Below are 24,374 nucleotides of genomic sequence, written 5' to 3'. Positions count from 1 at the left end.
CGCGCCGATGCAATCGATTCCGATATGGAAACTGGGGATGATGTGAACAATGTAGCGGTGGCGGTGCGCGCGCTGATCTTGGGCGTATGGCTTGGCTTGATGTCCGCCGGCAGCCACGCGGCCGAGACTTCGCTATTCACACCGGAAGAGCATGCCTGGATTGCCGCGCATCCGGTGGTACGTACGTGCGTCGACGCGCACTGGCGTCCGTTCGAGTTTGTCAAAGCCGGCAAGGCGGCCGGCATGGTTCCATCGTTCCTCGACGCGGTTGCCCATCTGAGCGGGCTGCGTTTCGAATATGTGGACGGTGCGTGCTGGAACGGCTCGATGGCTGCATTGAAGCTGGGCCAAGTTGACATGCTGCCGGACTGGAGCAAGGACGAAACCGTAGCACCGTACCGGGACGGCTTCATCGCGAGTACGCCGTACTATGTCGGGACAATCGCAATCGTTACAGCGGAGCAGGAAAACCTGTTTGCCAGTTTTTCGCAATTGTCCGGCAAACGGGTCGCGATCAAGGGCGGCGGCGGACTTGAACTCGCTATCCTCCGCAGCACTGTCCCGGTGAAGTTGGTGACGTTTCAAAACGAGTCCGAGGCGTTGCAGGCGGTTGTTGATGGCGATGCCGACGCCGCACTCGGGACGGACGCATCGATCGTTCCGCAACTGCACCGGCAGTTCAAGGGCCAGCTGTTCCTCTCAGGCAGCATCTGGGACCGGCCCTATGCGTTGACGATGGTCACGCGCGATGACAATCCCGTGCTTGCATCGATTCTCGATAAATCGCTGACCGCCATTTCGGCGTCCGATGCTGACGCGATCAGGCAGCGATGGCAAGAGACAACCGACTACGGCGCGCCGTCGCTCGCGTCGATCCTGCATTACCGCTGGCGGCAGGTCGCCCTCGTTGCGGGCGTCGTTCTGGCCTTTGCGGTGCTGGCGTATGTGCTATGGCGCGCGCGTATTGCTGCCGTGCGCAGCGAGCGCGACAAGGCGATGTTCCTTGCGTTCATCAGCCACGAAATCCGCACGCCGATGCACACCATTCTTGCTTCGCTGGAGCTGCTGCAGCGCTCGCAGTTGACCGGTCAGCAAGCCAGCCGTGCGGACGCCGCCGTCTCGGCATCGGAAACACTCTTGGCTCTGCTCGACGATGTCCTCGAATACTCGCGCCTGGAGTCCCGCACCGTGACACTCGCGCTCCGGCCAACGATGATCGGACCCTGGGCGGAGCAGACGCTTGGCATGGTGCGTTGGCGCTCCGAAGACAAGGCGCTGGCGCTGTCACTCGATCTTGCCTGTGCACCCGACTTCAGCGTGGACATCGATGCCATGCGCGTGCGGCAGATCGTTTTGAATCTGCTGGTGAACGCGATCAAATTCACCACGGCCGGCAAGGTTGTTTTCCGCGTCGACTATCTGCCCGGAAAACGACGCGGTACCGGAACGCTCGTACTCGAGGTAAGAGACACGGGGATGGGCATTCCTCCGGAGCGCCAGCGGAACATTTTCGAACCTTATTCACGCGTGGAAAGCCCGGGCAATCGCGGTGCCAGCGGCAGTGGGCTGGGCTTGTCGATCTGCCGCGAACTGGTCGAGCTGATGGAGGGCGTGATCACCGTCAGCAGCAGCCCAGAGGTCGGCACGGTGTTCACCGTCATGTTGCCGACACGCGAGGCGCATACAGAGGCGGCGTTGGCGAAGACTGCAGGAAAGTCGTTGGCGTCTGTGGCCCCAGCGATATCGTCTCCCAGGGCGCAAAAGCCGCAGTCGCCGGAATCGAAAGAGGGCCCGCTTGTCCTCGTGGTCGATGATCACGAGGCGGTGCAACATGCGATTCAGCATCAGCTGGACGCACTGGCTTGCCGGTCTGCCATTGCCGGCACCGGCGAGGCGGCGCTCGAACAGTTTGCGTCAGCAGCGTTTGACATGGTGCTGCTCGACTGCAACCTGCCAGGCATTGACGGATATACCGTCGCGCAACGCATGCGAGAAATCGAGCGCCAGCGCGGAGGCGAGCGCACGCCGATTGTCGCCATCTCCGCTGCAACAGACGACGCGCACCGAGTGCGGTGTTTCGACAGCGGCATGGACGGTGTTCTGGGCAAGCCATTGCGTCTGGCCGCGTTACGGGAACTGATCGAGCTCTGGTGTGCTCATGGCGATTCCGGCTCCAACGCGGAGTCAATGGAACACGACGTGGCGCCGGCGGTTGACGTGCTTGCGATCTATCGGCAGACCATGAAGACCGATCTTGAGATGCTTGCTCAGGGCCTCGCCAATCGCAACATTGAGCAGGCACGTCGAGCGGCTCATCGAATTTCCGGTGCTGCCGCCGTTGTGGACGATCTGCAGACGCGCAGCTTGGCAAGTGAGTTGGAGCGGCGTCTTTCGGACTCGCCCGGCGACATCACCGCAGACATGCAGGCCCTCTTGGCGGAAATCCAATCCTTGCACGGGGCGGATACTCCCAACGCTTGATCTCCCTCCCGGGGGCGAGCAGCCTCGTCCTGATCCGACGCCCCCCACATGCGCTGCCCGACTCTCTTGCGGCAGCGTGGCGCCTTGTCCCGCCTCAAGGTCTCCATCTCGGCGGCTTGGCCGGTTGACCCGCTGCGTTCATAGCGAGATCGCCTCTGCACGTCAGATGCCCAAGGCGGAGGACGCGCGAAACATCTGCGTCCATCTCGCACCGCTTTTCAGAGCAGTCTGATATGGCACCGCGAATCGCGCTGGAATACTTGCGCCTGCCTTCTTCGATAGGCATTTGTTCTCGACCAATCCGGCACGTTCGTGCCCCGGATTCAATCAAAGGGTAAGTCAATGAAAGCAAAACTGTTCCTGGCTGGCGTCGCCATGTCTGCTCTGTCGGCCGCTGCAATGGCACAGACGACGCCCACGTCGGTGGATGGCGTCATCAACTTCCAAGGCACGATTGTCAGTGACACCTGCAAGGTGTCGTCGGCAACGGGTGACGCGGGCACCATCAACGTGGACATGGGCACCATTGCCGCTGACGACATCGGTACGGTGGCGGCACCGAAGCGCCTGGCGAGCGGTGCCGGCTCGGCAAACTTCGACGTGGTGTGCAAGACGGGCGCCAAGGTCAGCATGAAGTTTGCCGGCAAGACGGCTGAATTGAGCGCCGACAAGAAGACGCTGCGCGTGAACAACGGCAACACCTCTGCTGGCTTCGCCCAGGGCGTGGGCATTGCCGTGTACGAAGGTACGGGCGCCAGCGCAACCGCGTTCGACCTGAGCAGCGGCAATCTCCTGGCACAGACCGCCCTGCCCGCAGAAGGCGGTGCAATCAACGTGCGTTTCGCTGCGGCATACGTGGCCCCGGACGCTGCCCTGATCAAGCCCGGCATTGCCAACGCAAGCCTGCCGTTCACGCTGAGCTACGAGTAAGCCAAACGCCGGCCGATCTGGCTGGCATCAATCGGCAGCGGAGCTTTAGCCGCTGCCGCCTCTTTCTCTTCACGGGCACTTCCGGATATGAAAGCAAAACGATTCGCCGCTGGCGCGGCGTTGGCGTGCGCGCTGGCAGCGTCCGCGAGCCACGCCGCCGTTTCCTTGAATGCCACACGGGTGATCTTCGAGGGCAAAAACAAAGAAAGCTCCGTGGTGGTCAGCAATGATGGCGGCGAAGCGCTCATTCAATCCTGGCTGGACCCACTCGATGATGCTGCCAATGCGCAATTGCCGTTCGCCATCACCCCGCCGCTGGCCAAGGTGGGCGCGAAGCAGCAGCAACTGCTGCGTGTGCTGTACGAGGGCGTGGGTATGCCGTCTGATCGCGAGTCTGCGTTCTGGCTGAACGTGCAAGAGATTCCCCAGGCAGCCAACAACGACAACGTGTTGCAGCTTGCCGTGCGCCAGCGCATCAAGGTGTTCTATCGACCGGCTGGATTGGCGGGCGACCCTCAGAAGGCACCTGCAAGCCTGCAGTGGCAACTGAATCAGGACGCAGGTAAAGCCACGCTCCGTCTGAGCAATCCGAGTCTCTATCACGTGACGGTGGTGGACGCCAAGCTGCGCGTTGGCGGCGCGGAGCATACCGTTGTGGACGCCAACATGATCGCGCCCGGTTCGACACTGGCGCTGCCGATCACGCTGCCCGGTGGCCAGACGGCCGCACCGGAACTGCACTACGAAATCATCAACGACTACGGCGGCCGTGAAAGCTTCCGCGTCGTCCTGCACGGCAACCAGTTGAGCAAACCGGTTCCCGCCGGTAACTGATTGAGCCGGTGGGTTCGATCAGCCAACCCGCATGGGTTGGTGTAGCCCGCACCCTTTCGTAGCGGAGCTTGCCTATGTGACACCTCCGATTCTCAAAGCCCGAAGCGAGCATTGCGATGTCTAAACGCCCGACCACCAAACGTTTTCCCAGAAAGACCGGCGGAAAAGCGCTCGCGGCTCGCCCCATTGCGACGCCGATGTATCTGGCGTTGTGTTTGGCATTGTTCAACAGTGCGCACGCGGCTGAAGGCGACATGCTGGTGGCGCAGGCAGACCCGACGCTCCTTGCGTTCAACACCAACTTCTTGCATGGCGAAGGCCGCCCGGCCGACTTGAGCGCTGTGCTGTCTTCAGGCAACAGCGTGCCGCCTGGCACATACCGCGTCGAGGTGCAGGTGAATGGCGACCTCGTCGGCCGCCGCGACATCGATTTCCATCAGGACGGCGGAAAGGTCCGTCCGTGCCTAACCGCCCGGATGCTGCACGATGTGGGCGTCAATCTCGGTGCCATCACGCCGCCACTGGATGTGCAGAGCCAAGCGTGTATCGACTTGCCTCGGCTAATGGATCAAGCGGCCGTCGATTTCGACTCGGGCCGATTGCGGCTTAACCTGAGCATTCCGCAGGCATTCCTGTCACGTGCAGCGCGTGGCTATGTGGATCCGGCCTTGTGGGACGAGGGTGTTACCGCTGGCTACGTCAACTACCAGTTCAGCGGAACCTACGGCCATGGGCGCATCGGCAAGGACAGCAGCAGTTATTACTTGGGGTTGCAGAACGGCGTGAACATTGGCCGCTGGCGCCTGCGCAATGAATCGACGCTGAGCGGCAGCAACGACGGTCAGACACGTTTCCAGAGCAACCGCACGCTGGTGCAGCGTGACCTTGACGCTATCAAGGGCCAACTGACGCTCGGTGAGCAGTACTCCGATTCCACCCTGTTCGACAGTGTGCGATTTCGCGGCGTGCAAGTCAGCTCAGACGACGCCATGCTGCCCGATAGCGAACGCGGTTATGCACCGGTTGTTCGCGGGCAGGCGGCGACCAACGCCGTTGTGGAAGTGCGTCAGAGTGGCTACGTGCTCTACCGTGCCAACGTACCGCCGGGCCCGTTTCAACTGACTGACATTTTTCCGTCCGGCTCCAACGGCGATCTGGAAATCACCGTCATTGAGGCCGATGGCACCAAGCGCGTCACCCACCAGGCGTTCTCCAGCTTGCCCCTGATGCTCCGCAAGGGGCGCCTGAAGTACAGCTTTGCTGCGGGTCGGTACGATGGTGAGCAAGACACGTCGCCCAATCTGGTCAGTGGATCACTGGTCTATGGCCTGACCGACAACAGCACGGTGGCGGGAGGCTTGCAGGTCGCGCGTGACTTCCAGGCCGTCAACGTGGGCGTTGGTACAAACACCCCGATCGGCGCGCTGTCGTTGGACATCACACAATCAAGCAGCCGTGCGCAGGGCAAGCGCGACACAGGGCAGAGCGTACGTATCCTGTATGCCAAGACCTTCACACGCACCAACACCAATTTCACGCTCGCCGCCTATCGCTACTCGACCTCGGGCTATCGCACGTTCAACGACCACGTCAACGATGTGAACAACGCTGGGGGCATCCAGTCCGGCCGTAGCCGCTCCCGCATTGACTTGACGACCAGCCAGGATCTTGGCGGCCCCGAGCGCAAGTACGGCAGCGTCTACCTGAACGTCAGCCAGCAAACCTATTGGAATCAGCCGGGATCCAGCCGCAGTGTCAGTGTGGGCTACGGAAACACCTGGAAGCAGCTGAGCTACAACCTGAGCCTGAGCCAGACCAAGGACACGCGCTTTGGTGGTTACGGCAACAACACGCAGGTCATGCTCACGATGTCGGTTCCGCTCGGCGGCAAGCTTTACTCCCCGCGCGCCTATACCAACGTCAGCCATGACAGCAACGGCAGCACGAACATTCAGAGCGGCCTCAATGGCTTCGTGACGGACAAAACGTCGTACGCCGTGCAGGCCGGTTACACAAACGGTGGGCGCGGCGCTACGGGCGGGGCAAGCATCACCCACGACGCCGATGCGGGGCAGCTTTCGGCCAACGTCAACGTGGCACAGGACTACCAGTCCGCCAGCATGAGTGCCATGGGCGCGGTAGTGGTGCATGGCGGCGGCGTCAACCTGAGCCGTACTGTTGGGGACACCTTTGCGCTGATGAAGATGGAGGGCATCAAGGGCACGGACGTTCGTACCGAAGGCGGTATTCCAGTCAGTCGCAATGGCTACGCGGTGGTGACTTTTGCGCAGCCATACCGCTTGAACGCACTGCGTCCTGACACGCATAACCTGGGTGCCGACGTCGAGCTCGAAGATACGGTCAAACAGGTGGTGCCACGCCGTGGTGCCATCGTGCAGGCGACCTTCCGCGGGGTCAGCGGACGACGTGCCCAGTTCGCGCTGCAACTGGCGGATGGCAAGCCGGTGCCATTCGGCGCCAACGTGGAAGACGCGCAAACGGGTAAGCAGCTTGGCATCGCAGACCCCGCCGGCAAGGCATTCGTCCTTCTGCAAGAGGAAAAAGGCACGTTGACCGTGAAGTGGAAAGACGGCCAGTGTCAGGCGCCCTACGCGTTGTCCGAGGCGCAGGCGGGGCAGAACTATCAGCGACAAACGCTGCATTGCCGCTAGCGATCCACAGGACCGGTGCCGGCATCCGGACATCGCAGTGCTTCGTCGATTGCGCCAGCGGGCGTTTCTGTTCAGACACCGCCTTGTACTCGCACTGCCTGAATAGGAGTCAAAGAAGATGCATGAGTCGAGAAGGTTTAGAAAACGATACGGTATTAGCGCGTACCGGTCGGAACTCAGATCGGTTTTGTTGGCCGACAACAAGCCGGCTTGCCCACGCATGCTCGCCACCAAGCTAACGCACGGCGCCTTTGGTCGTTTGCTGCACGCACTGCGACGGACTACATCTTCGCTGTTGGTCCTGATCCCTGCGCTGGGATTTGGCTTGATCGTCCCGGCCCATGCCACGCTTGTGATTGGGGGGACTCGGGTCATCTATCCGGAAGCATACAAAAGCGTCACCGTGTCAGTGAGTAATCACGACGAAGAGCCGGTGCTGATGCAAAGCTGGATGACCGACGCGCGTGACGAGGCCCATCCCGCGATTCCGTTCGCAATTGCCGAACCGTTGGTCAAGATCGAGCCGGGTCGAAGCAGTGGTGTGCGCATCTTCTACGCGGGTGACGGGATGCCGCCGGACAGGGAGTCGATGTTCTTTCTGAACATCGTGGGGATTCCTGTGAAACCGGCAATGCAAAACGCCGTTCAGTTCGCAATCAAGCAACGACTGAAACTGTTCTATCGCCCCAAGGCACTGCACGGCACTGTGTCCGACGCTGTTGCCGCACTGCGTTGGCAGATCGATCGGGACCGCCTCGAAGTCGTCAACGCGAGTCCGTTTCATGTGTCATTGATCGATCTGGACGTGCAGTGGCAAGACGGGCACCTGCTCGTGTCTGACTATGTGTTGCTTCAACCCGGCGCGACCAAACGGTTTGACGTAACGCTACCGCGCGCGATAGGGCGCAAGAACCTGCGCTTTGTCGAGATCAACGATGTCGGTCTGCAAGTGCCACACGAAATTGACCTTCACTAAACGCGATTCCCCCAACGAGAAATTGCGACGAATATGTTCAGAATCCTTTTCCTTCTAGTGTTTTCGCTCACATGGCTGCCTGCCACGAGTTTCGCCTTGATGTGTAAGGCGGACGACAGCGCGAAAAGCGTCACCATCACGGAGCCGATCGGCGTGGTTTTGGCGGTGCCGGCCGACGCACCCGACGGAACCATCATATGGGAGTCGCCTACCCGAACCATCAACGTCATTTGTTCCGACAACCTCGACGTCGGGCAGGAGGGGGTCTATTTCTATGTCAACCCGGCCAAAGTGAGCGTTGGAACCGGAATTCGCGTGGGAATCCGTTACAAGGGTGTCCCGATTACATTGGAGACCGGGCGGTACTTTACAGGCCATAACACGTGGGAAGGATGCACCTGGGCGAACTGCACGGGCTGGCGAGAAGCACGGTTTTCGCTGACCTTCTCGGTGTTTGTGCAGAAGTATGGCGCGACCCCCTCAACAGGGCAGGCAACAACCGCCACAAGCTATCGGACCTTCCAGCTGGACGGCTCTGGGGGGCTGAACAATGTACAGGACAGCAATCTCAACTACGTACTCACTGGCTTGGATAACGTACGTTTTGTTCCGTGTTCGCCCCAACTTTCGATTTCACCAGGCACGGTGGATTTTGGTGAGGTATTTGTGCTGGGTGCAACAGTGGGCGGGGTCGCGGCGAGCAAGCGGGTCAACCTGAATCTGCAACGCGCCTGTACGACACCTTACACGGTCAACGCGCGTTTCACGCCCACGGCCGGAACTGTCGTGGACGGCCTGTTGGTCCCGGAAAAAAACGACTCCATCGGGATTTCGATCTTGCGCTCAGAGACTCAGGAGAAGCTGGCCTTCAACGATTGGTTCAAGTTGACGGACATGAGCGGATCGACCCCGGCCTCGATCGATCTCAACACGCAACTGATCTGGCGCAAGAAGCCCGTGGCTGGTCCCTTCAATGCGGCTGTGTTGATCGATATGTACTACAAGTAACGTCGTAGCTCTTCATGAAACAGCGCGATCTATCTTCGCCCGCTAGCGAGGGCTGTGATCGTTCCATAAGAGGGCTTCGCGTACATCAACGTGGGGCACGCTCCATGGCGTCGAATGACGCAGTACCGCCACCACCACGACAACTACAAAAAAGGGGGGCGGCTAACAGCGGACGCGGGCACCACTGTTTCGAAACACCCACCCGCAGAAAGACTGGGTAGGAGTCGCTCATTGACCCTGCTGAGGCGCCTGGCAGGGTAATAGCGGCAAGGCTTCTTCGACGAGGGATGCCAATAAGCGAGATCGCTTCTCAAGCTAGGAACAGCAAGTGGCAACGCACAGTTCGTGATGTGCTATGCCTTAGCGGAATTCGATAGAAGCGGTAGGGGTGTTTCGATAAAGAAGGAATATGGAGTTTGGCTATGAAGGGTAAAACCCCGAGTCTTTTGATAATGCTGTTCAATTCCCTGTTGAGACATACGCGCACGGCGTTAGCACTATCGTTGTTGATCGGTTCTGTGGCACCAGCACGCGCCCTCTGCTCTTTCGATTCAGGCTATTCCACTGGGGTCATGACTTATACGCTTCCTTCTAACCTGGTTGTGCCGCGTAATGCGACGATTGGCACGGTTATTTGGACGTCACCGCTGCAAACTGTGCCAAGCACCCAGAAATGGGGATGTAATACATACTGGATGCTTGGAATGGTGAACGCTGTTGGTGCCACGGCAAACGCAGCGACCCCGTCTTATCTTCCCATTGGTAATACCGGCTTGGCGTGGGTTTTCGAAACTTACAATGATATTGCTTACGGGATATCGAAGCCAAATAATAGTTATGTGATGCCGGGCACGCCGAGTTTCAGCATCAAAATCGTAGCGATCGGTCCTATTAAAGCCGGGGCAAGCATTCAGCAGGGCGTTCTCGGGAGTCTGAGCGCGGGCGGAGACATTGCGATCTATACGATCAAGGCAGGCAATACAGTCTCTGTTTCAGCGCTCACCTGCAAAACGCCCGGCGTCACGGTAAAGATGGGCGATAAGAATTATTTGAGCTTGTTCCAGGGCGCTGGCACAACGCTGGCACCGGTCAACTTCTCGATTGCCCTCAATGAGTGTCCGGCGGGCATCAGCAAGGTGTCATACCAGCTAGTACCCAACACGCAAATCCTCGATGCTGCGCGCTCGGTCATCGCCCTTGATGCCGATTCCACCGCCAAAGGTGTCGGCTTGCAGTTGCTGACCAATGCAGGCAACCCGCTGCCGCTGAAGACGAATATCCAATTCGGCGGATACAGCAAACTGGGCGGCAATTTCAACCTTCCGCTGAAGGCGGCCTACCGTCAAACCGAATCGGCGGTTGGGCCGGGCACGGCAAACAGTTCTGTCACTTTTGTGATGAGTTACGAGTAGCCAGCCCAAGGTGGTTTGATAAATCCCGGGCTGCTATGGCCGTGCATCTTTGCGCGGCACCGTGGGCTTCGCAGTCCATCCGGACACGCGGCCACATTGCAACCTTGTTTCGAAGCACTGCTGGAAGCGATTTCAGAACCGTGGCGGTGGTCTGCCACCACTACGGGATGGGCCGGTTGCATGCGCCTCGGGGGAGGGAGGCCGCGCAGGTTCCGCCGATGGAAGCACGCAAGAAAAAACCCCGACCGGAATGGGTCGGGGTTCTGATATTGGTGGAGCCGGCGTCAACCTCATATATGAAAAAATTTTAGCAAAAACAATGCTGTATAGAATGATTTTGCAGTTAGTACCCCCAGATGTACCCCCAAATCTGCACCTCTGCCGCAGAACACTTTGCGTGATGCTTCGCTACGGTGTCCAAATGGGACGCGAAATCTATCGCCCATGCCATGTGCTGATTAAGCAACTCACGATGGCGTTGCCTGTCCTTCGGTACCGGATCATGTCCTGCTCGTCGAACTGGCAGCCGTGACGGCCAAATCTTGCGCGCAGCGGCAAAGGTACGCATCAAACGTGGATTTACCTGTCCCATCAACCTGCCTAGCGAGCTCGCCATCCTCTTCTCGGCTCGCGAAACTCGCTCGCGAAGACACCAAGCGTTCAATTAATCTGGCGCAATGATGCGGATGGCAGCTATTTGGCGTGGGCGACTTACTTTTTCCGGATTAACAAGTGAGAACCTATTTGTTCCAGTGGAAGAACGAGAATTAATTTTTAAATAATTGTTGACGACAATTGATATCGTTGCCTAGTATTTATAAACGGCGCATGAAAATTTTGCGCTAAAGGTAGCCTGATCTCCAGAGGGCGACGTGCCGGAAACGGCAAACTTGCGACGTGTACATCCGGCTGGCGTTCGCCAGTCGGGGTGCCGTAAGAATAAATTGACAGCTCATGTTCTCCCTTTCTTGCGTGGTGCTCAATTGGAGTGCGCTAGCGAGATTGTTGTTTTCTGCCGTAATCTCCAAAGAAAGATCTTCAAGAGCTTGGAGTTGTGTGGTTGGGGCGGTGCTATGGAGTTGCGAGCCACGGAGTTGGCAATGCGAGTCCATCACCTCATCGAGGAAGAGTCGAGGCGCGGGGCGGAGCTTTCAAGACAGCAAATCGCTGCCGGTGTTCTGAAGAGTACATCTGAAAATCTCAAATTGACCACGCCAGCAGGCTACATGGAAAGCGATGGCGGAGTTATGGTGCTACTGGGTCTATTTGATAGCTGGTCATCAGCGACGGAAGATATCGGAAATAGCAGGGTAAATCGGGAGCTTCAATCAACTCCCTATGAAGCCTTGCTGGCGTACGCATATTTTTGTGTCGATATTTTTGGCTCGAAAATAGTTAGGATCGGGGGCAGGGAGGAGGAGAGAGGTTTCCTATCAGTTCAAATCGACGAAGCTGTAAGGCGCTGCGAGATGGCGTCAGAGGCATGGCACTTTTCTCGGCACCCGATGGTAGTGGGCCACAGTGCTGGAAACGTGCGCGGTAGAGATAGTGCATTGCTCAAGCACTATGCTGAGGATCATCACGTGCTTCATATGCACGCTTTGGCGAGTAAATTGGTTCCGGATTGGGTGGAAAGCGACGAGGAGCAGATTCCTTTGCAGGTTATTGATCCAGATGCCTTGGTGGAGCAGTTGTTGATTTGCATGAATGGTGGCGCCGGAAATGAGAGAAAGGTCGGGGAGATTATTGATGTCTATATAAATAATCTAATTAAGAGGTTTGCCCGCTATCTCATTTCCTGCGGGATGCCTACGGAGAACGACTATAAGCGAGCCTCGCAGAAGATCAGTAAGTACGTGCCCTCCAGATCTGAAAGGTCTGTTCGCGCGGTGATACGGCAACATTTCTCCGAAATGCATACCGATAGGCTTGGTAGGGGCGTGCCAACGTGAGAGCCTTGCGCAGCGAAGAGTTACGAGGCCAACGCTGATAGGAGCGTTGGAATCATGTGGAAGGATACTAAGGTGAGTGCAGCGATGTACGAACAGCGTCATGCGATCTACCGCTTAGCCCGTGGAAGCGGTGCTCGGGTCAGTGCGGCCGGAGGGCTCGCTCAGGAACACATGCGCCTTGCTGATGATGGCACTCTGTCGGTCAGTGAGCGATATCGCCAGCTCGCCGCCTATCACGTGATAACCCTCGATTTTCGTAGAGCAATCCAGGCTATGTGGGCGTCGATCGCATCGATCGACCGATTCTCTCCTCTCTCAGGGTTGCAAGAGGACCTGGGAAGTCGAGTTCCGCCGCTATGGCTTGCTAGTTCTGGGGACGCCGCTGCCTACCCACGTAGCGAACTTGATGACTGGCTCGATGTTGAGGGGCTCGCAGATTTGCACGCCGAGATTGCCAGGATGGCGATTTCCCGACGTGTGAGGTGCATACACGATGCCGTCTCACACATTCTGTTTGGTGAGTTTGGGTTCGCTGTGCAATGTCTCAAAGCGTCAGAACTGAGTGATGAATGTCCGACGCTTACAGAGTTGCTTGACTGGAACGCGAGTGTTGACGAACCACCAGCATGGCTGGATTGTTGGAGGTAGAAGATGGGGCCGCGTGCCAAATGCTTGATGACATTGGGCGGAGTAGCGATTGTCGTCGCTACGATAATTCTCGGGCTAGACCATCGCCTTTGGCTATTCGCTTTAGGTGCACTGCTGATGTCGCCGTTGTGGGTTGCCTTGTGGGGCGATATCGGTCAGAGGTCGAGTGACCGTTGTTTGTCACCTCCCGCCGAGTCACCAGACGTCGATTTTTCTTCGTTTTCCACCAGATTTTTCGATGATGATTCTTTTTCGGGACTTTTCGCCGATAACTCATATGAGCAGTGGCGCAGCCCTGATCCGAACCATATCTCCAACGGTGGAACCAATCTAATCGAGTTCGAGAGCTCATATCGATAACACGTATCTACAAGGCGAATTTTCAAAGAGCTGATAACATTCTTGTGCGATCCGTGAAAGGGATGGCGTCCACACACACTCCACTGAATGTGCCGGGGCCGCCAACCCCAGACGCATTCGCAACACTTCGCCTTTGCCCGACTGCCAATCGAGCAGAGGTAACCGCTGAAGCGTGGTGCCCGTAATTGGGCTCGCCACGTTACGCAGGGCGCTAGGAGCTGCAATGCTCCTTTCGACCCAATCTTATGAACCAACGTGGTTGGGCGACACGGAAACGGGCCTCCAGGCGACTGGAGTAACCCTGTCATGTGTGAACGGGTGGAAATCCCGGCAACGGCCGGCTCGTGAGGGTCGGACGGTGCCCCAGGTGGTGGGCTGCTGAGGGCGCAGGAATGCGCCAGGGGTGTGAGGAGAAATCTGGATCACCTGGTACTCACAGGCGCAAGCTGGTGAGATCGCTGGATAGCTTAAGCCATAAAGTGCCTGTCACGAACAGGCAGCTGGGTTAGGCGTGGCAAGCCGCTGGCCGGCTCGCTGGGAGGCGAGTCGGTTAGTCAGGGCGTGATGAAGCGTCAACGTAGTAGGGGAGGTGCTCTGGAACCTCGACCCCCTGAAACCCGCGCATGCGGGGTAGGCCCTCAGGGCTATGCGTTGATAGTGGAGCGCGGCGGCGTGTCAAGTTGACACATGGGACTAACGTGGGAATCACCGACGGCCAATTAATTCCGGGTGGCACCGGCAGCGGCACAGGTGAGGGAGACTCAGCAAGTAGCTATGAGGCAAGGGCAGACCTGACGGTTGTCCACGCGGAGCGAAAGCTGGGGGCGGTATGAAGAAGTGTTTGTGAGTGTGTTCTGAAACAAACGGGGAGGCTTGGCCGCTTCCCCTCTTTTCACGGAGAAACAATGATGTGCAAAACTTGATCAACGGCCAGATGGCCAAAGTCGCTCCAGTTCGAGCGCAACGACCGCCGGGGTAGTTCACCCGGCGGTTTTTCCTTGTCCCTGCCTGGCTTATCCCGGGTGGCGGTGTCTATACCCGCACTGATTGAGTCAGGGGTGGACGTCGTGGCTGTATCGGCACAGATGGGGCATACATCGATCGTAATGACGGCACACTCCCCGAAAGAATGAGGCTTAACGCCGTATCGTATTCCTGCCGCCGTTTTACGAAGTCTGGAAGTACGCACGGTCTAAGTTCCAAACGGAAAAAGGCCGCCAGCTAGTAACCGGCGGCCTCAAAGTTAGATTACTGGAATCCAGTGTTCGGGCGGTACGCCGTTGGCACGCCACTCGATGTCGCCGGTAGCTTGGCAGCGCCACGCCCACTCTCCGGGTCTGTCGTGTACCGTGGAGCGGCGCAATGACTGAACCTTGTATGGGTGAAACAGGTAGCAATCGCCGATTTGTCCCAGTTTTAGATACGTCTGCAAGATGCCTGTCATGCCCAGCGCACTCTGCTTTAAAGGAAATATGCTCGTCACTGTGTATTCGTTGTTGTTGATCAGGAAAACAGCAGTGTTCTTGGATGGGATCGATTTCAGCGTCACATCGTACTGTTCAAAGTTGGGTTGGACAACGCGGTCGTACATACGCAAGTCTCCTCATGAGTTGTTCTCGCCAAGGGTAATGCGTAACAGAGAAACATAATTTGCAACTCAACAAGGCGTACGCGCTTAGGAATACTTCGGCGTTACCGGAGCTCTTAGTCACAGCGAAACGCGATCCGAAATAGTTCCTGTCTATCCGCCTGCGACGATAAATCCGGTAGGGCGATGGAATTGCTGCGGCGCTCATTCGGCAAGAATCGTATATACGGAAGGAATGTCCGTTCCGAAAGCTTGGGACCAATCGCGGGGCGCAGTCGCTTCCATTGATGCCGGAGGTCGCCGACCAGCTTGCCAATTTGCCGGCGTAACAGCCGGAATCCAGGTTGGCAGTAGAGGTCGTCGAGCAGTTTCTCCGCGTCGGGATCACGTAGTACGCCATCGACCTCTATTGTGCGACGCCGACTGGGCGGCAGGGAGGCGATCCGGTGGATTCGTTCAACGTATTTGCTATAGGCGTTGTGCGACAGACGCCAACTCCAGCTGCGGCCGTCGTGTACGAGTTCATAGCGCCCATTGCTCGCAGAGAGCCTAGTCTTCCGCTCTCGCATATCAAGCAATTTTTCTCGCTCGTGAACACGGCCCATGCCGCTACTCGCCACCAGCACCCAATAGACTCGAACATTGCCGTCTTGATCCGTGCGTACGGACGTGCGCACAGCATACAGCGCGCTGGATGCTTCGCCCGCACGCCGTCGCCTGAGCTTTGTTTGGCGGCTGAGCCCGGTCTCATATGCTGCAGAGAATTTCTCGGCTAATCGCTTGTAACCCGCAGGATCAGTTTCACCGGATGTGTAGTGGTAATTGCCGTGCGTGGCAGCTTGTTGGAGCCGCTGTAGGAAAACTAGTGTATTCGGGTAGAGCATGCTATTCGACCTCAATCAGTGTGCACTGTGTAATGCGCATTGAGCACTACGCATTGCGCAGTGTTCAGTGCTCATTGAGTCTTCGGATAGGTAGGGTTCCCCGCGGCGATGAGGAGGTGCCGAGCCTCTGGCGAGCAGCGACAACATAAAGGGACCGCATTGGCATCTCATGGGTTCCACGGCTGGAAAGTGTGTCGTCACGGGTGACGACACAAATAGAGGTTCCGGCTGCATAGCCGGCACGGCACGAAAGCGGCACTCCGGCCGTATAGCGTGCCCGCCCGCCGGCTGGCTTTGGCGGCAGCCAAAACAGCACTTCGCCGCAACTACCGGGCGGCGCGCAATGGGAGGCCAGCTCAACGTGGGCGCCACGCAGGCGCTCGAATCTGATTGCTGAGCACGCCAAAGACGATTTCGATAAGACTGGCCAGTCACGTGCTATCGCCCACGCAAATAGAAGCCGAATCATGCTGGCTGGCGAATTCGGCATCGCCCAAGGTAAGTTGATACATTGGATTGCTGCCACCTTCTGCGTGCGCCCAGCGCTTGATAGCCTGAAGGGCGGCGATTCGCATTGGTGCGCTTAGATCGGAGATCTCTGCACTCATGATGGCCGCGACAACTTGCGGACCGTGAACCGGGAGCAGCAAATACTTCTTTGCGAGATTTGCGATTTGCTCTCGGTCATTCATGGAGGTCGTTTTTAATTGCACTACCCACGCCTCTTGGTTCGCATTCGCACGCGCATGCAGTTCAGCCGTCGAGACGCGCTGTGATTCTGCTGCGCGTACAGCTTGCCTCGCTGCGTCGCGACGCTCCTGGACTGCGCGTCCGCAGTCCAGGATCGACTCGCCGCGTTTCGCCCTACGCGCAAGGTCTCGTAACCATCGACCGGGCAAATTGATTCGCACACCGATGCCATTGACTTCGTCTTGGCGCCGCGCGCAGTACTCGTCAGCTAGATCCTGGGCGGCCTGCATGGACAACTGATGCTGATCGACCACTTGCTCGATTAGATGACGATCTTGCTCTGCAAGTGCGAGCAGTTCGATTCGAACATGTCGACTACCACCACCACGTATTTCGTTTGAGTCGGTCGTCGCCGTTGAGAGGGGGGAAGGATGGGGTAGTGGTGATCTCTGTGTCGTTTCTGAAGAATCGGTAGTCTCTGATATATGTAAAGCAGCAATCCCGCTTTCCAGCGTAGCTGGCATCCCCGCTTCCCGGGCTTGTGATGTCCCGTCTACGGTACGTTGAGACTCAGTGCATGCGGCGGGAAGAGGTCGCGGCTTCGATTTTGGGAAGGACTGTTGAACAGATACAACGATTTCGTCGAGAATACTGTCGACTTTTTGGTGGTTGCGGAAGTACCGCGTCAAACCGATTTGGCGGTCAAAGTATGAGCAGTAAAGTTTCTCGCCAAACTTGTCCTTACTGCTATCGAACTGTCGTTTTGACTTGTGCCGTCGTCCGATTTTGTCGAAAGCTGTACGGAACTCATCGCAGGTCATCGCCAATTCTTCATGCCAGCTATCCCCTGCGCGATAAAGCTGATTGCGTGGGGCTGGCTCGAGGAATTTGTAGAAACCGTCCGGATGCCTATCGAACCAGTACTCCAGCTGCTGCATGAGTATGCAGGCCGCAATTGAGCCCGCGTAAGGCATTAATTCCTTTCGGTAAGGGATTGATCCGAAAATCAAGCGAAGGCTTTTATTCCTCATCTTTGGAGACATAGATTACACGATGGACAATAGTTTCCACGTGCACCGCCTTCGCGCAAATCCCCCCGTTCTGCGACTCTGATGGTGTCATACAGCTCATCATCACTCCCGATATCGTTTCCGGTGGGATAGAATCGCCGGCCTCTCTTTTGTCTACCTATTACGGATCAACAGGGGGTTGAGTCGGGATTTTGCGCCGTAGTTCGCAGAACTAGGGGGATTGTCTGATTCGAGATGTTGACCGACTATGGCGCCATCTGTTCTAAGGAGATCAAAGTTGGAAAACACCTTTTATCCAGAGAAGCGATCGTCTACGACTGAATCTTCACCACTAGTTCTTCAGCTATTACAGAGCGCGGGGTTGCTGCGACTTTCAAACGTCGAGGCATTGGTCGGAATGAAGAAGTCAACCATTTACAAGCGCTGCGGGGACGGAACTTTCCCCCGCCCGATAAAATTGTCCAGTCGCATGAATGTATGGCGAGTTGCCGATGTCTTGGCATGGATCGCAGACCAATCCCAGCAGACCACGGGCTCCGCGTAGCCATGACGAAGGAGCATGCGCGTTACCTGGGTTGGGGCGCCCTGCATTACGCAGCTACTACGTCATCAATGCATGGATCGGTTGAGCGTGCGACACCGTGGGCGTAGCTAGGCATGGACATCCGGGATTGACAGCTATCTGGGCAGATCTCGCAGGCAGTCTGAGAACTCGAGCTGGATTTCGTTCATTGGAGTGGCTACCCGTGGGCCGCCAAATCCGTACACAGTCTCTCCGGTCGCGTTCCGACGGGAGATCTGGATGCCACAAAAACTCTGTGCCTGCTGTGGCAAGTTATTCGATCCACGTCCACAGATTCCGCATCAGGCTTATTGCTCATCACAGGCATGCCAGCGGGCCCGAAAGCGCCGATGGCAGCAGGACAAGCTCCGCAACGACCCGGACTACCGCAATAACCAGCGTGACGCGCAGAGGGCGTGGCTGAAGCGTCACCCGGATTACTGGCGCCAGTACCGAAGTGACCGCCCTGATTACGGGGCGCGCAATCGCACACGGAACCAAGAAAAGGCTCTCATCTCTGTAGATGGTTTTGCAAAGATGGACGTGTCGCCAATCGCGCCTGGCCTGTACCGGATTCGCCCGGCAACCACGCCCTGGCGCGAGGATCGGGTTTCCTGGCTCGTCACGATCGAACCTGTTTGCGTGGGGTGTCCTTGTAAAAAGGACGTGTGCAAAGAGAGGACGTGATCGACATATAGGAATCAAGAACTTACCGTTTGTCGAATGATCTCTCGAGCACCCTGTATGGATAGAGATTGAGCGGGGGGACGCCATGACGGGCAGCAATGTCCGTCATGCCGCCTGGTAACGGGAATCCGAGAGCGCCAACCTTTCAACCAGGCGATCGGCAGCCATGCGGCAAGAAGAAGACTCGAGCGATGCCTCATCCACGACCGTTACCTATCGGGCGGCGGAATATGTCCGGATGTCCACCGAGCATCAGCAGTACTCGACCGAAAACCAGGCGGACAAGATCCGGGAATATGCCACGCTTCGGGGCATCCAGATCGTCCGAACCTATGCGGACGAAGGCAAGAGCGGCCTCAGTATTGACGGGCGGCAAGCGCTGCAGCAGTTGATCCGCGATGTCGAGTCCGGTCATACCGATTTCAACATGATCCTGGTCTACGACGTCAGTCGATGGGGGCGCTTCCAGGATGCCGATGAGAGTGCCTATTACGAATACATCTGCCGACGGGCTGGCATTCAGGTCACGTACTGCGCAGAACAGTTCGAGAACGATGGCTCGCCCGTTTCCACCATCGTCAAAGGCGTGAAGCGCGCGATGGCCGGCGAATACAGTCGTGAGCTTTCGGCCAAGGTTTTTGCAGGACAGTGTCGCCTGATCGAGTTGGGGTATCGCCAGGGCGGTCCCGCTGGCTTTGGTCTGCGGCGCATACTCATTGATCAAAGCGGCGCGTTCAAGGGCGAGTTGGTGCGCGGCGAGCACAAGAGCCTGCAGACCGACCGCGTGATCCTGATGCCGGGCCCTGAGCCTGAGGTGGCGACCGTCAACCAGATCTATCGCTGGTTCGTCAACGACGGGTTGACCGAGTCGGAAATCGCTTCCCGGCTCAACGCCCAGTGCATCTGCACGGACCTTGGTCGGGACTGGACGCGCGCGACCGTGCGCCAGGTGCTCAGCAACGAAAAGTACATCGGCAACAACGTCTATAACCGGATCTCGTACAAGCTTAAGAAGCACCGGGTGATCAACCAGCCCGAAATGTGGATCCGGAAAGATGGCGCGTTCGAACCCATTGTTCCTGCCGATATCTTCTATACGGCCCAAGGAATTCTGCGAGCGCGGGCGCACCGGTTCAGCAACGAGGAGCTTCTCGAGAAGCTGCGCAACCTGTACCGGCAGCGTGGCTTCCTATCGGGGCTCATCATCGACGAAGCGGAAGGCATGCCCTCCACTGCGGCGTACATTCATCGCTTCGGAAGTTTGCTTCGCGCCTATCAGGCCGTTGGATTCACGCCGGATCGCGATTACCAGTTTCTGGAGATTAACCAGTTCTTGCGTCGCCTGCATCCCGAGATCGTCGGCCATACCGAACGCATGATCGCCGACCTTGGAGGCTCCGTTGTCCGAGATCCGGCCACCGACCTGCTCGACGTGAACCGCGAATTCAGCGTGTCGATGGTGCTATCACGCTGCCACGTTCTGGAAAACGGCCGGCGGCGCTGGAAGGTCCGGTTCGACACCAGCCTGCTGCCCGACATCACGGTCGCCGTCCGGCTCGACGAGACCAACCAGGTTGCGCTCGATTATTACCTGTTGCCGCGCCTCGATTTCGCGCAGCCGCGCATCTGTCTTGCCGATCACAACGGAATCGAGTTCGAAAGCTATCGCTTCGACAACTTGGACTATCTGTACGGCATGGCCGAGCGCAGCCGACTCCGGAGGGCCGCATGACCAAGGAACACCCCTCGATCGAATTGCAGATGATTGCAGTCGACTTGATCGACGTGCTGAATCCGCGAGAACGAAACAGCCGGGTATTCAACGAAATCATCGCGAATATTAAGGCCGTCGGTTTGAAGAAACCGATCCGGGTAACGCCTCGAAACGGGGGCGGCGGTTCGAAACGCTATCTGTTGATTTGCGGGGAGGGACGTTTAAAGGCGTTCCGGGCGCTCGGCGAAACGCATATTCCGGCACTCGTCGATTACGTCAACGATGAGCAGGCCTTCATCATGAGCCTGTCGGAGAACATCGCCCGGCGCCAATATCGTCCGCTCGAACTGCTCGCCGGCATCGAGCGCCTGCGCGACCAAGGGTACGACAAGAAGGCGATCGCCGACAAAACCGGCCTGAGCGTCGAATATGTGCAAGGCATCTTATATCTCCTGAAGAATGGCGAAGAGCGGTTGCTGGTTGCTGTCGAACGTGGCCGCATCCCGTTGAATGCCGCGATCACGATCGCCGGTGCCGGCAGTGATGACAAGGCAATTCAGGCCGCGCTACAGGATGCGTACGAATCGGGGACTTTGCGGGGAAGCCAGCTCATCCAAGCACGTCGCGTAATCGAGCGGCGCCGCACGCAAGGCAGATCGCTGGCTCGCGGCACGCCTCGCAAAAAGGCGGAGGTGACGTCGTCGAGCCTGGTGCGAAATTACCAGCAGGAAGTTGAGCGCCAGCGCCTGATGATCAAGAAGGCGGAGATGACCCAACAGCGGTTGCTGTTCATCGTCGAGGCGCTGCGCCAGTTGCTTGCGGATGAGAATTTCACCAACCTGCTGCGCGCAGAGGGTCTGGAAACGCTTCCGAAATTTTTGGGTGAGCGTGTCTGGGACGGGAGCCATGTCGTATGAGCCAGCCACCTCTTGGGTTCATTCCCGAACCAATCACCGTCCTGCTCGACAGGATCCTGCCGTCGCGAAGGGCACCCGATGGCGTCCTCGAATCGAAGAAATATAAGACGATACTGTCCTCGGTGGAGGAAGTGGGCTTGATCGAGCCGCTGACCGTCAGCAAGGCTGACCCGAAATCCGGCCAGCACGTCCTGCTCGACGGACATATCCGCATGCTCGCACTCCGGCAGCTCGAGTTTGTTGATGCGCCGTGCTTCGTCGCGCTCGACGACGAGAGCTATACCTATAACAACCGGATCAATCGCCTGTCCACGATCCAAGAGCATTTCATGATCCGGCGCGCGGTCGACCGGGGCGTGACGCCCGAGCGGCTGGCCAAAGCGCTCAGCGTTGACGTTAGCCACATCGTGAAGAAAATGAATCTGCTCGATGGCCTGTGCAAAGAGGCAGCCGAGCTGCTGAAGGACCAGCAGTTTTCCGCGAATCTCAGTGCTGTACTTCGCAAAATGAAACCGACGCGGCAAATTGAATGTGTGGAACTGATGCTTGCCGCCAATAACATCACGGTGGCTTATGCGCAGGCACTGCTTGCGGCAACACCGTCTGAAATGCTGGTCGGGGAAGCGAAGCCGAAAAAGATGGCCGGCGTCACGGCCGAGCAGATGGCGCGCATGGAGCGTGAGATGGGCAACGTGCACGGCCAATTCAAACTGATCGAACAATCCTACGGGCAGGACGTGCTTAACCTTGTGCTGGCCAAGGGGTATCTCGCCAAGCTGCTCGGCAACGACGCGGTCGTGCGCTTTCTGACGAAGAATCGGCCTGACATGTTTGCGGAGTTCGAGGACATTGTGCAGACCGTGTCGCTCGACAAGTGAGTGCCTGTCGCGTGCCGTTCAACGGGTCGGGGCAACGGTTGTTTGATCTAGCACGCTGCCAGCCGTCGCTGAGCCTCCTCTCGAGTGGTCGACGTGCGGGTACTGGTAATTCCGATCTTCTCGAACGGCTTGAGGTCGAAGATGCCTTGTCTGTTGACGAGGATGTCGACACGCGGGAAGAGCGCGATCAGCGCAGCGGCTTGGGCGGGACCGGACAGGTCGCCGGCGAAGGCTTCGAGGAGGCGCTGGGCACCTCGGCCAGCAGGCGGCATCGGCCACCGACGCATCGGTGCGTCGGTTGAGGATGACGCGGGTACCCTCGGCGGCAAAGGCGGCGGCAATGGCGTGCCGACGCCCCTGGTGGAGCCGGTCACAAGCGCGAGCTTGTTCTGACGGTGGGGGTCCACCGCGTTGGAATCAGGAAGATGGAGGAGAGGCGACGCAGGAATCGCCCCGGATGATTCAACCATGATACGAATCACCCCGCTTTTGGGCAGCCGAAATCATTTTAGAGCGGTTTCCAAGGCGCTTTGGCTGCCCGGCTCGCGATCGCGCCCGTATCCCCTCGACTTGACGGCCCAAGCAAGCGGCGATTAGCCTGCATATTAGAACCTTGCCATCCGCTTACGGAGCGGACGGCGGTTCGTAAAAGCCGGATCACCGGCAGAACGGGGAGCGCGACCATGAGCACTGACGTCCAGACGCCGCCTGAGGTCGCCACCGCGACCGAAGGTGCCTATCAGCTTGACACTATGGATCGCGACACCAACGTGGGCCGGCTCGTGCATCGGGTCCGGCATGCATTGGTGACGCAGATTGACAGCACCTTGGCGTCAATTGACCTGACCGCCGCGCAGTGGATGGTGGTCATCTACCTGGCCGAAGACTTGGCCACCACGCCGGCTGAACTCTCGCGCCTGCTGCACTACGATCCGGGCGCGATGACGCGGCTGATCGACAGGCTGGAGAAGAAGAACATCGTCAAGCGCGCCCCGAGCGATGCCGACCGCCGCTCGGTGGTGGTCACGCTCACCGATCAGGGCCGCGCGCTGTACCCGGAAATCCAGCCCTTGATCATCGACGTGCTGAACCACCTGCTCCGCGGGTTCTCGCAGACCGAGATCAAGCAGCTGGAGAATCTGCTGCTGCGCGTACTGCACAACGCCTGAACCGGCTCACAATGTTACTGTGCGGCCGATCTTGGCTCTGCGATGGCCGTTGTACTGGTATTCCCGAGCCCGTGTACCGCTGCGCGTCTCGAACCAACCTCAGCGCGTTCGCTCCCGGCCGTGAACCGGTTAAACAAATCAAACTCAGCCGACGGTGATATCGACTGGCGCGCAGGGCATCGGGCTGGCGGCGTGGTTCGGCCAGCGGCGATCGCTCCTGCGTGCTGCGTCGCGCCCGCCCAAACATGTCGCCCTCGCTCATCTGGATGGCCACGTTGGCGTTCGCCCGATAGTCCTCGAACTGGAAGATCAACTGCTCTGCATCAAGCTCTGCGCGCAATTCTCCGGCCGCCAGGGTCGCCGCGATGACGTCATGCAGGCATGCGCGGCCGGTGTCGCGGTGCCTGCGGATGCAGTCATGGATCGGCCTAGAGGCGCGTCCGGCATTTGCTGCTGGTGGCGCGCCTTCGTGGCGGAGTCGCGGGCGCCGGTGGCGGCAGGACGGACGTGCATGGCCCAGCGCTGGGGCGATGGTCCTGCTGATGGTGCCGTTCATGGAATGCCGCGGGTTGGCTGCCCGTGGTGGTCGTGGGCAGTGCCGCTGCCGTCGCTGCTGATGTTCCGGCACCTTCGTGAGGTATGAGCGGGCGCTGTCGACGACGGGGCGCGTGCCCATCATCGAGATGGCGCTGTTCAGCAACCGGAGCTTCATCTTGGGCGTGCTGGCGGATCCTCCTTTTCTGCACGGCCATCATCGTACTTCCTGACGCTGGCGATCGTGCTGCAGTTCGGGCGCGACCTGCTAAACCTGCATCCGTTTTCCGAACTGGATGGTGACGCACATCCATCGAGGGCGTGGAGGCGACGATTTGGCCGAATTGTCGCGACGCAGCAAGCCTATTGCTCGCAATAGGAGCTAACTATTCTTGCTGCTGGGTCTAAAGCAGGTCATAATGTCCGCAATATTGCCCAGCGAATACA

Annotated in this window: 19 protein-coding genes; 14 read left to right on the top strand and 5 right to left on the bottom strand. The window is 58.3% G+C overall.

Translation table 11 applies throughout. From position 1 onward, the window contains the following. Positions 1 to 24: 24 nt before the first annotated feature. Both DOD19_RS10885 and DOD19_RS10880 read left to right on the top strand, forming a co-directional pair. Positions 25 to 2,481, top strand: coding sequence for an ATP-binding protein (locus DOD19_RS10885; protein ID WP_204360052.1), 2,457 nt, complete (start codon positions 25 to 27; stop codon positions 2,479 to 2,481). Between the two features lie 342 nt (positions 2,482 to 2,823). Next, a complete protein-coding gene (locus DOD19_RS10880; RefSeq protein WP_112185457.1) occupies positions 2,824 to 3,411 on the top strand; it encodes a fimbrial protein in 588 nt (195 codons plus the stop codon). Here the strand turns inward: DOD19_RS10880 and DOD19_RS27885 are convergent. Next, the gene (locus tag DOD19_RS27885) at positions 3,402 to 3,638 is read right to left on the bottom strand and encodes a hypothetical protein (protein ID WP_235193170.1); all 237 of its coding nucleotides are present in this window, start codon (positions 3,636 to 3,638) and stop codon (positions 3,402 to 3,404) included. The two genes, DOD19_RS10880 and DOD19_RS27885, sit on opposite strands and share 10 nt — an antisense overlap. On the opposite strand from DOD19_RS27885, the gene DOD19_RS10875 reads away from it, so the two are divergent. The 7 genes from DOD19_RS10875 to DOD19_RS10845 all read left to right on the top strand — a co-directional run bounded on the left by DOD19_RS10875 (position 3,625) and on the right by DOD19_RS10845 (position 12,913). Next, entirely contained in the window at positions 3,625 to 4,245 is a 621-nt protein-coding gene (locus DOD19_RS10875; RefSeq protein WP_239497986.1) for a fimbria/pilus periplasmic chaperone, read from the top strand. The two genes, DOD19_RS27885 and DOD19_RS10875, sit on opposite strands and share 14 nt — an antisense overlap. Before the next feature lie 215 nt (positions 4,246 to 4,460). After that, the gene (locus tag DOD19_RS10870; protein WP_239497985.1) at positions 4,461 to 6,917 is read left to right on the top strand and encodes a fimbria/pilus outer membrane usher protein; all 2,457 of its coding nucleotides are present in this window, start codon (positions 4,461 to 4,463) and stop codon (positions 6,915 to 6,917) included. A gap of 220 nt (positions 6,918 to 7,137) precedes the next feature. Next, on the top strand, positions 7,138 to 7,893 hold the full coding sequence (locus DOD19_RS10865; protein ID WP_162634364.1) for a molecular chaperone: 756 nt from the start codon (positions 7,138 to 7,140) through the stop codon (positions 7,891 to 7,893). A 33-nt stretch (positions 7,894 to 7,926) separates the two neighbouring features. Beyond that, on the top strand, positions 7,927 to 8,901 hold the full coding sequence (locus tag DOD19_RS10860) for a fimbrial protein (protein WP_024976280.1): 975 nt from the start codon (positions 7,927 to 7,929) through the stop codon (positions 8,899 to 8,901). Between the two features lie 422 nt (positions 8,902 to 9,323). Next, the gene (locus DOD19_RS10855) at positions 9,324 to 10,313 is read left to right on the top strand and encodes a fimbrial protein (RefSeq protein WP_239497984.1); all 990 of its coding nucleotides are present in this window, start codon (positions 9,324 to 9,326) and stop codon (positions 10,311 to 10,313) included. Positions 10,314 to 11,413: 1,100 nt separating this feature from the next. Further along, positions 11,414 to 12,265: a hypothetical protein gene (locus tag DOD19_RS10850; RefSeq protein ID WP_162634363.1), complete on the top strand. Its 852-nt coding sequence runs from the start codon at positions 11,414 to 11,416 to the stop codon at positions 12,263 to 12,265. Positions 12,266 to 12,319: 54 nt separating this feature from the next. After that, complete coding sequence (locus tag DOD19_RS10845; RefSeq protein ID WP_239497983.1) at positions 12,320 to 12,913, top strand: hypothetical protein; 594 nt, start codon at positions 12,320 to 12,322, stop codon at positions 12,911 to 12,913. Between the two features lie 1,603 nt (positions 12,914 to 14,516). Here the strand turns inward: DOD19_RS10845 and DOD19_RS10840 are convergent. From DOD19_RS10840 to DOD19_RS10830, 3 genes are all read right to left on the bottom strand, one after another. Further along, positions 14,517 to 14,864: a hypothetical protein gene (locus tag DOD19_RS10840; protein ID WP_112185450.1), complete on the bottom strand. Its 348-nt coding sequence runs from the start codon at positions 14,862 to 14,864 to the stop codon at positions 14,517 to 14,519. 113 nt (positions 14,865 to 14,977) lie between these two features. Then, on the bottom strand, positions 14,978 to 15,745 hold the full coding sequence (locus tag DOD19_RS27500) for a hypothetical protein (protein ID WP_162634362.1): 768 nt from the start codon (positions 15,743 to 15,745) through the stop codon (positions 14,978 to 14,980). 431 nt (positions 15,746 to 16,176) lie between these two features. Beyond that, a complete protein-coding gene (locus tag DOD19_RS10830) occupies positions 16,177 to 17,373 on the bottom strand; it encodes a hypothetical protein (RefSeq protein WP_162634361.1) in 1,197 nt (398 codons plus the stop codon). Between the two features lie 1,508 nt (positions 17,374 to 18,881). Here DOD19_RS10830 and DOD19_RS10815 point away from each other — a divergent pair. From DOD19_RS10815 to DOD19_RS10805, 3 genes are read left to right on the top strand one after another with little or no spacing between them, the layout of a single operon-like run. Beyond that, complete coding sequence (locus DOD19_RS10815; RefSeq protein ID WP_112185440.1) at positions 18,882 to 20,447, top strand: recombinase family protein; 1,566 nt, start codon at positions 18,882 to 18,884, stop codon at positions 20,445 to 20,447. Next, positions 20,444 to 21,346 carry a plasmid partitioning protein RepB C-terminal domain-containing protein gene (locus tag DOD19_RS10810; protein WP_112185438.1) on the top strand — a complete coding sequence of 301 codons (903 nt, stop codon included), beginning with the start codon at positions 20,444 to 20,446 and terminating at the stop codon, positions 21,344 to 21,346. The genes DOD19_RS10815 and DOD19_RS10810 overlap by 4 nt, the downstream gene beginning before the upstream one ends. Continuing rightward, entirely contained in the window at positions 21,343 to 22,224 is an 882-nt protein-coding gene (locus DOD19_RS10805) for a plasmid partitioning protein RepB C-terminal domain-containing protein (RefSeq protein ID WP_112185436.1), read from the top strand. Before DOD19_RS10810 ends, DOD19_RS10805 begins: the two co-directional genes overlap by 4 nt. 47 nt (positions 22,225 to 22,271) lie before the next feature. On the opposite strand, the gene DOD19_RS10800 is transcribed toward DOD19_RS10805, so the two are convergent. Then, positions 22,272 to 22,694 carry a hypothetical protein gene (locus DOD19_RS10800; RefSeq protein WP_239497982.1) on the bottom strand — a complete coding sequence of 141 codons (423 nt, stop codon included), beginning with the start codon at positions 22,692 to 22,694 and terminating at the stop codon, positions 22,272 to 22,274. Positions 22,695 to 22,907: 213 nt separating this feature from the next. Between DOD19_RS10800 and DOD19_RS10795 the strand changes: the two genes are divergently transcribed. Next, positions 22,908 to 23,393 carry a MarR family transcriptional regulator gene (locus DOD19_RS10795; protein ID WP_112185434.1) on the top strand — a complete coding sequence of 162 codons (486 nt, stop codon included), beginning with the start codon at positions 22,908 to 22,910 and terminating at the stop codon, positions 23,391 to 23,393. A 154-nt stretch (positions 23,394 to 23,547) separates the two neighbouring features. Beyond that, on the top strand, positions 23,548 to 24,036 hold the full coding sequence (locus tag DOD19_RS27880; RefSeq protein WP_239497981.1) for a hypothetical protein: 489 nt from the start codon (positions 23,548 to 23,550) through the stop codon (positions 24,034 to 24,036). The last annotated feature ends 338 nt before the right edge of the window (positions 24,037 to 24,374 follow it).

It is taken from the genome of Ralstonia sp. GX3-BWBA (genome assembly GCF_003290055.1).
Classification (GTDB): domain Bacteria; phylum Pseudomonadota; class Gammaproteobacteria; order Burkholderiales; family Burkholderiaceae; genus Ralstonia; species Ralstonia holmesii.
The sequence above is the reverse complement of the archived record's forward strand: the minus strand, read 5'-3'. Positions and strand labels throughout refer to the sequence as shown.

Excerpts from the sequence above, each read along its gene's own strand:
- DOD19_RS10810 (WP_112185438.1), top strand. The coding sequence starts at position 20,444 with ATGACCAAGGAACACCCCTCGATCGAATTGCAGATGATTGCAGTCGAC.
- DOD19_RS10815 (WP_112185440.1), top strand. The coding sequence starts at position 18,882 with ATGCGGCAAGAAGAAGACTCGAGCGATGCCTCATCCACGACCGTTACC.
- DOD19_RS10795 (WP_112185434.1), top strand. The coding sequence starts at position 22,908 with ATGAGCACTGACGTCCAGACGCCGCCTGAGGTCGCCACCGCGACCGAA.
- DOD19_RS10830 (WP_162634361.1), bottom strand. The coding sequence starts at position 17,373 with ATGCAGCAGCTGGAGTACTGGTTCGATAGGCATCCGGACGGTTTCTAC.
- DOD19_RS27500 (WP_162634362.1), bottom strand. The coding sequence starts at position 15,745 with ATGCTCTACCCGAATACACTAGTTTTCCTACAGCGGCTCCAACAAGCT.
- DOD19_RS10865 (WP_162634364.1), top strand. The coding sequence starts at position 7,138 with ATGCTCGCCACCAAGCTAACGCACGGCGCCTTTGGTCGTTTGCTGCAC.
- DOD19_RS10805 (WP_112185436.1), top strand. The coding sequence starts at position 21,343 with ATGAGCCAGCCACCTCTTGGGTTCATTCCCGAACCAATCACCGTCCTG.
- DOD19_RS10860 (WP_024976280.1), top strand. The coding sequence starts at position 7,927 with ATGTTCAGAATCCTTTTCCTTCTAGTGTTTTCGCTCACATGGCTGCCT.
- DOD19_RS10850 (WP_162634363.1), top strand. The coding sequence starts at position 11,414 with ATGCGAGTCCATCACCTCATCGAGGAAGAGTCGAGGCGCGGGGCGGAG.
- DOD19_RS10880 (WP_112185457.1), top strand. The coding sequence starts at position 2,824 with ATGAAAGCAAAACTGTTCCTGGCTGGCGTCGCCATGTCTGCTCTGTCG.
- DOD19_RS10845 (WP_239497983.1), top strand. The coding sequence starts at position 12,320 with ATGTGGAAGGATACTAAGGTGAGTGCAGCGATGTACGAACAGCGTCAT.
- DOD19_RS10885 (WP_204360052.1), top strand. The coding sequence starts at position 25 with ATGGAAACTGGGGATGATGTGAACAATGTAGCGGTGGCGGTGCGCGCG.
- DOD19_RS10855 (WP_239497984.1), top strand. The coding sequence starts at position 9,324 with ATGAAGGGTAAAACCCCGAGTCTTTTGATAATGCTGTTCAATTCCCTG.
- DOD19_RS10840 (WP_112185450.1), bottom strand. The coding sequence starts at position 14,864 with ATGTACGACCGCGTTGTCCAACCCAACTTTGAACAGTACGATGTGACG.
- DOD19_RS10800 (WP_239497982.1), bottom strand. The coding sequence starts at position 22,694 with ATGGTTGAATCATCCGGGGCGATTCCTGCGTCGCCTCTCCTCCATCTT.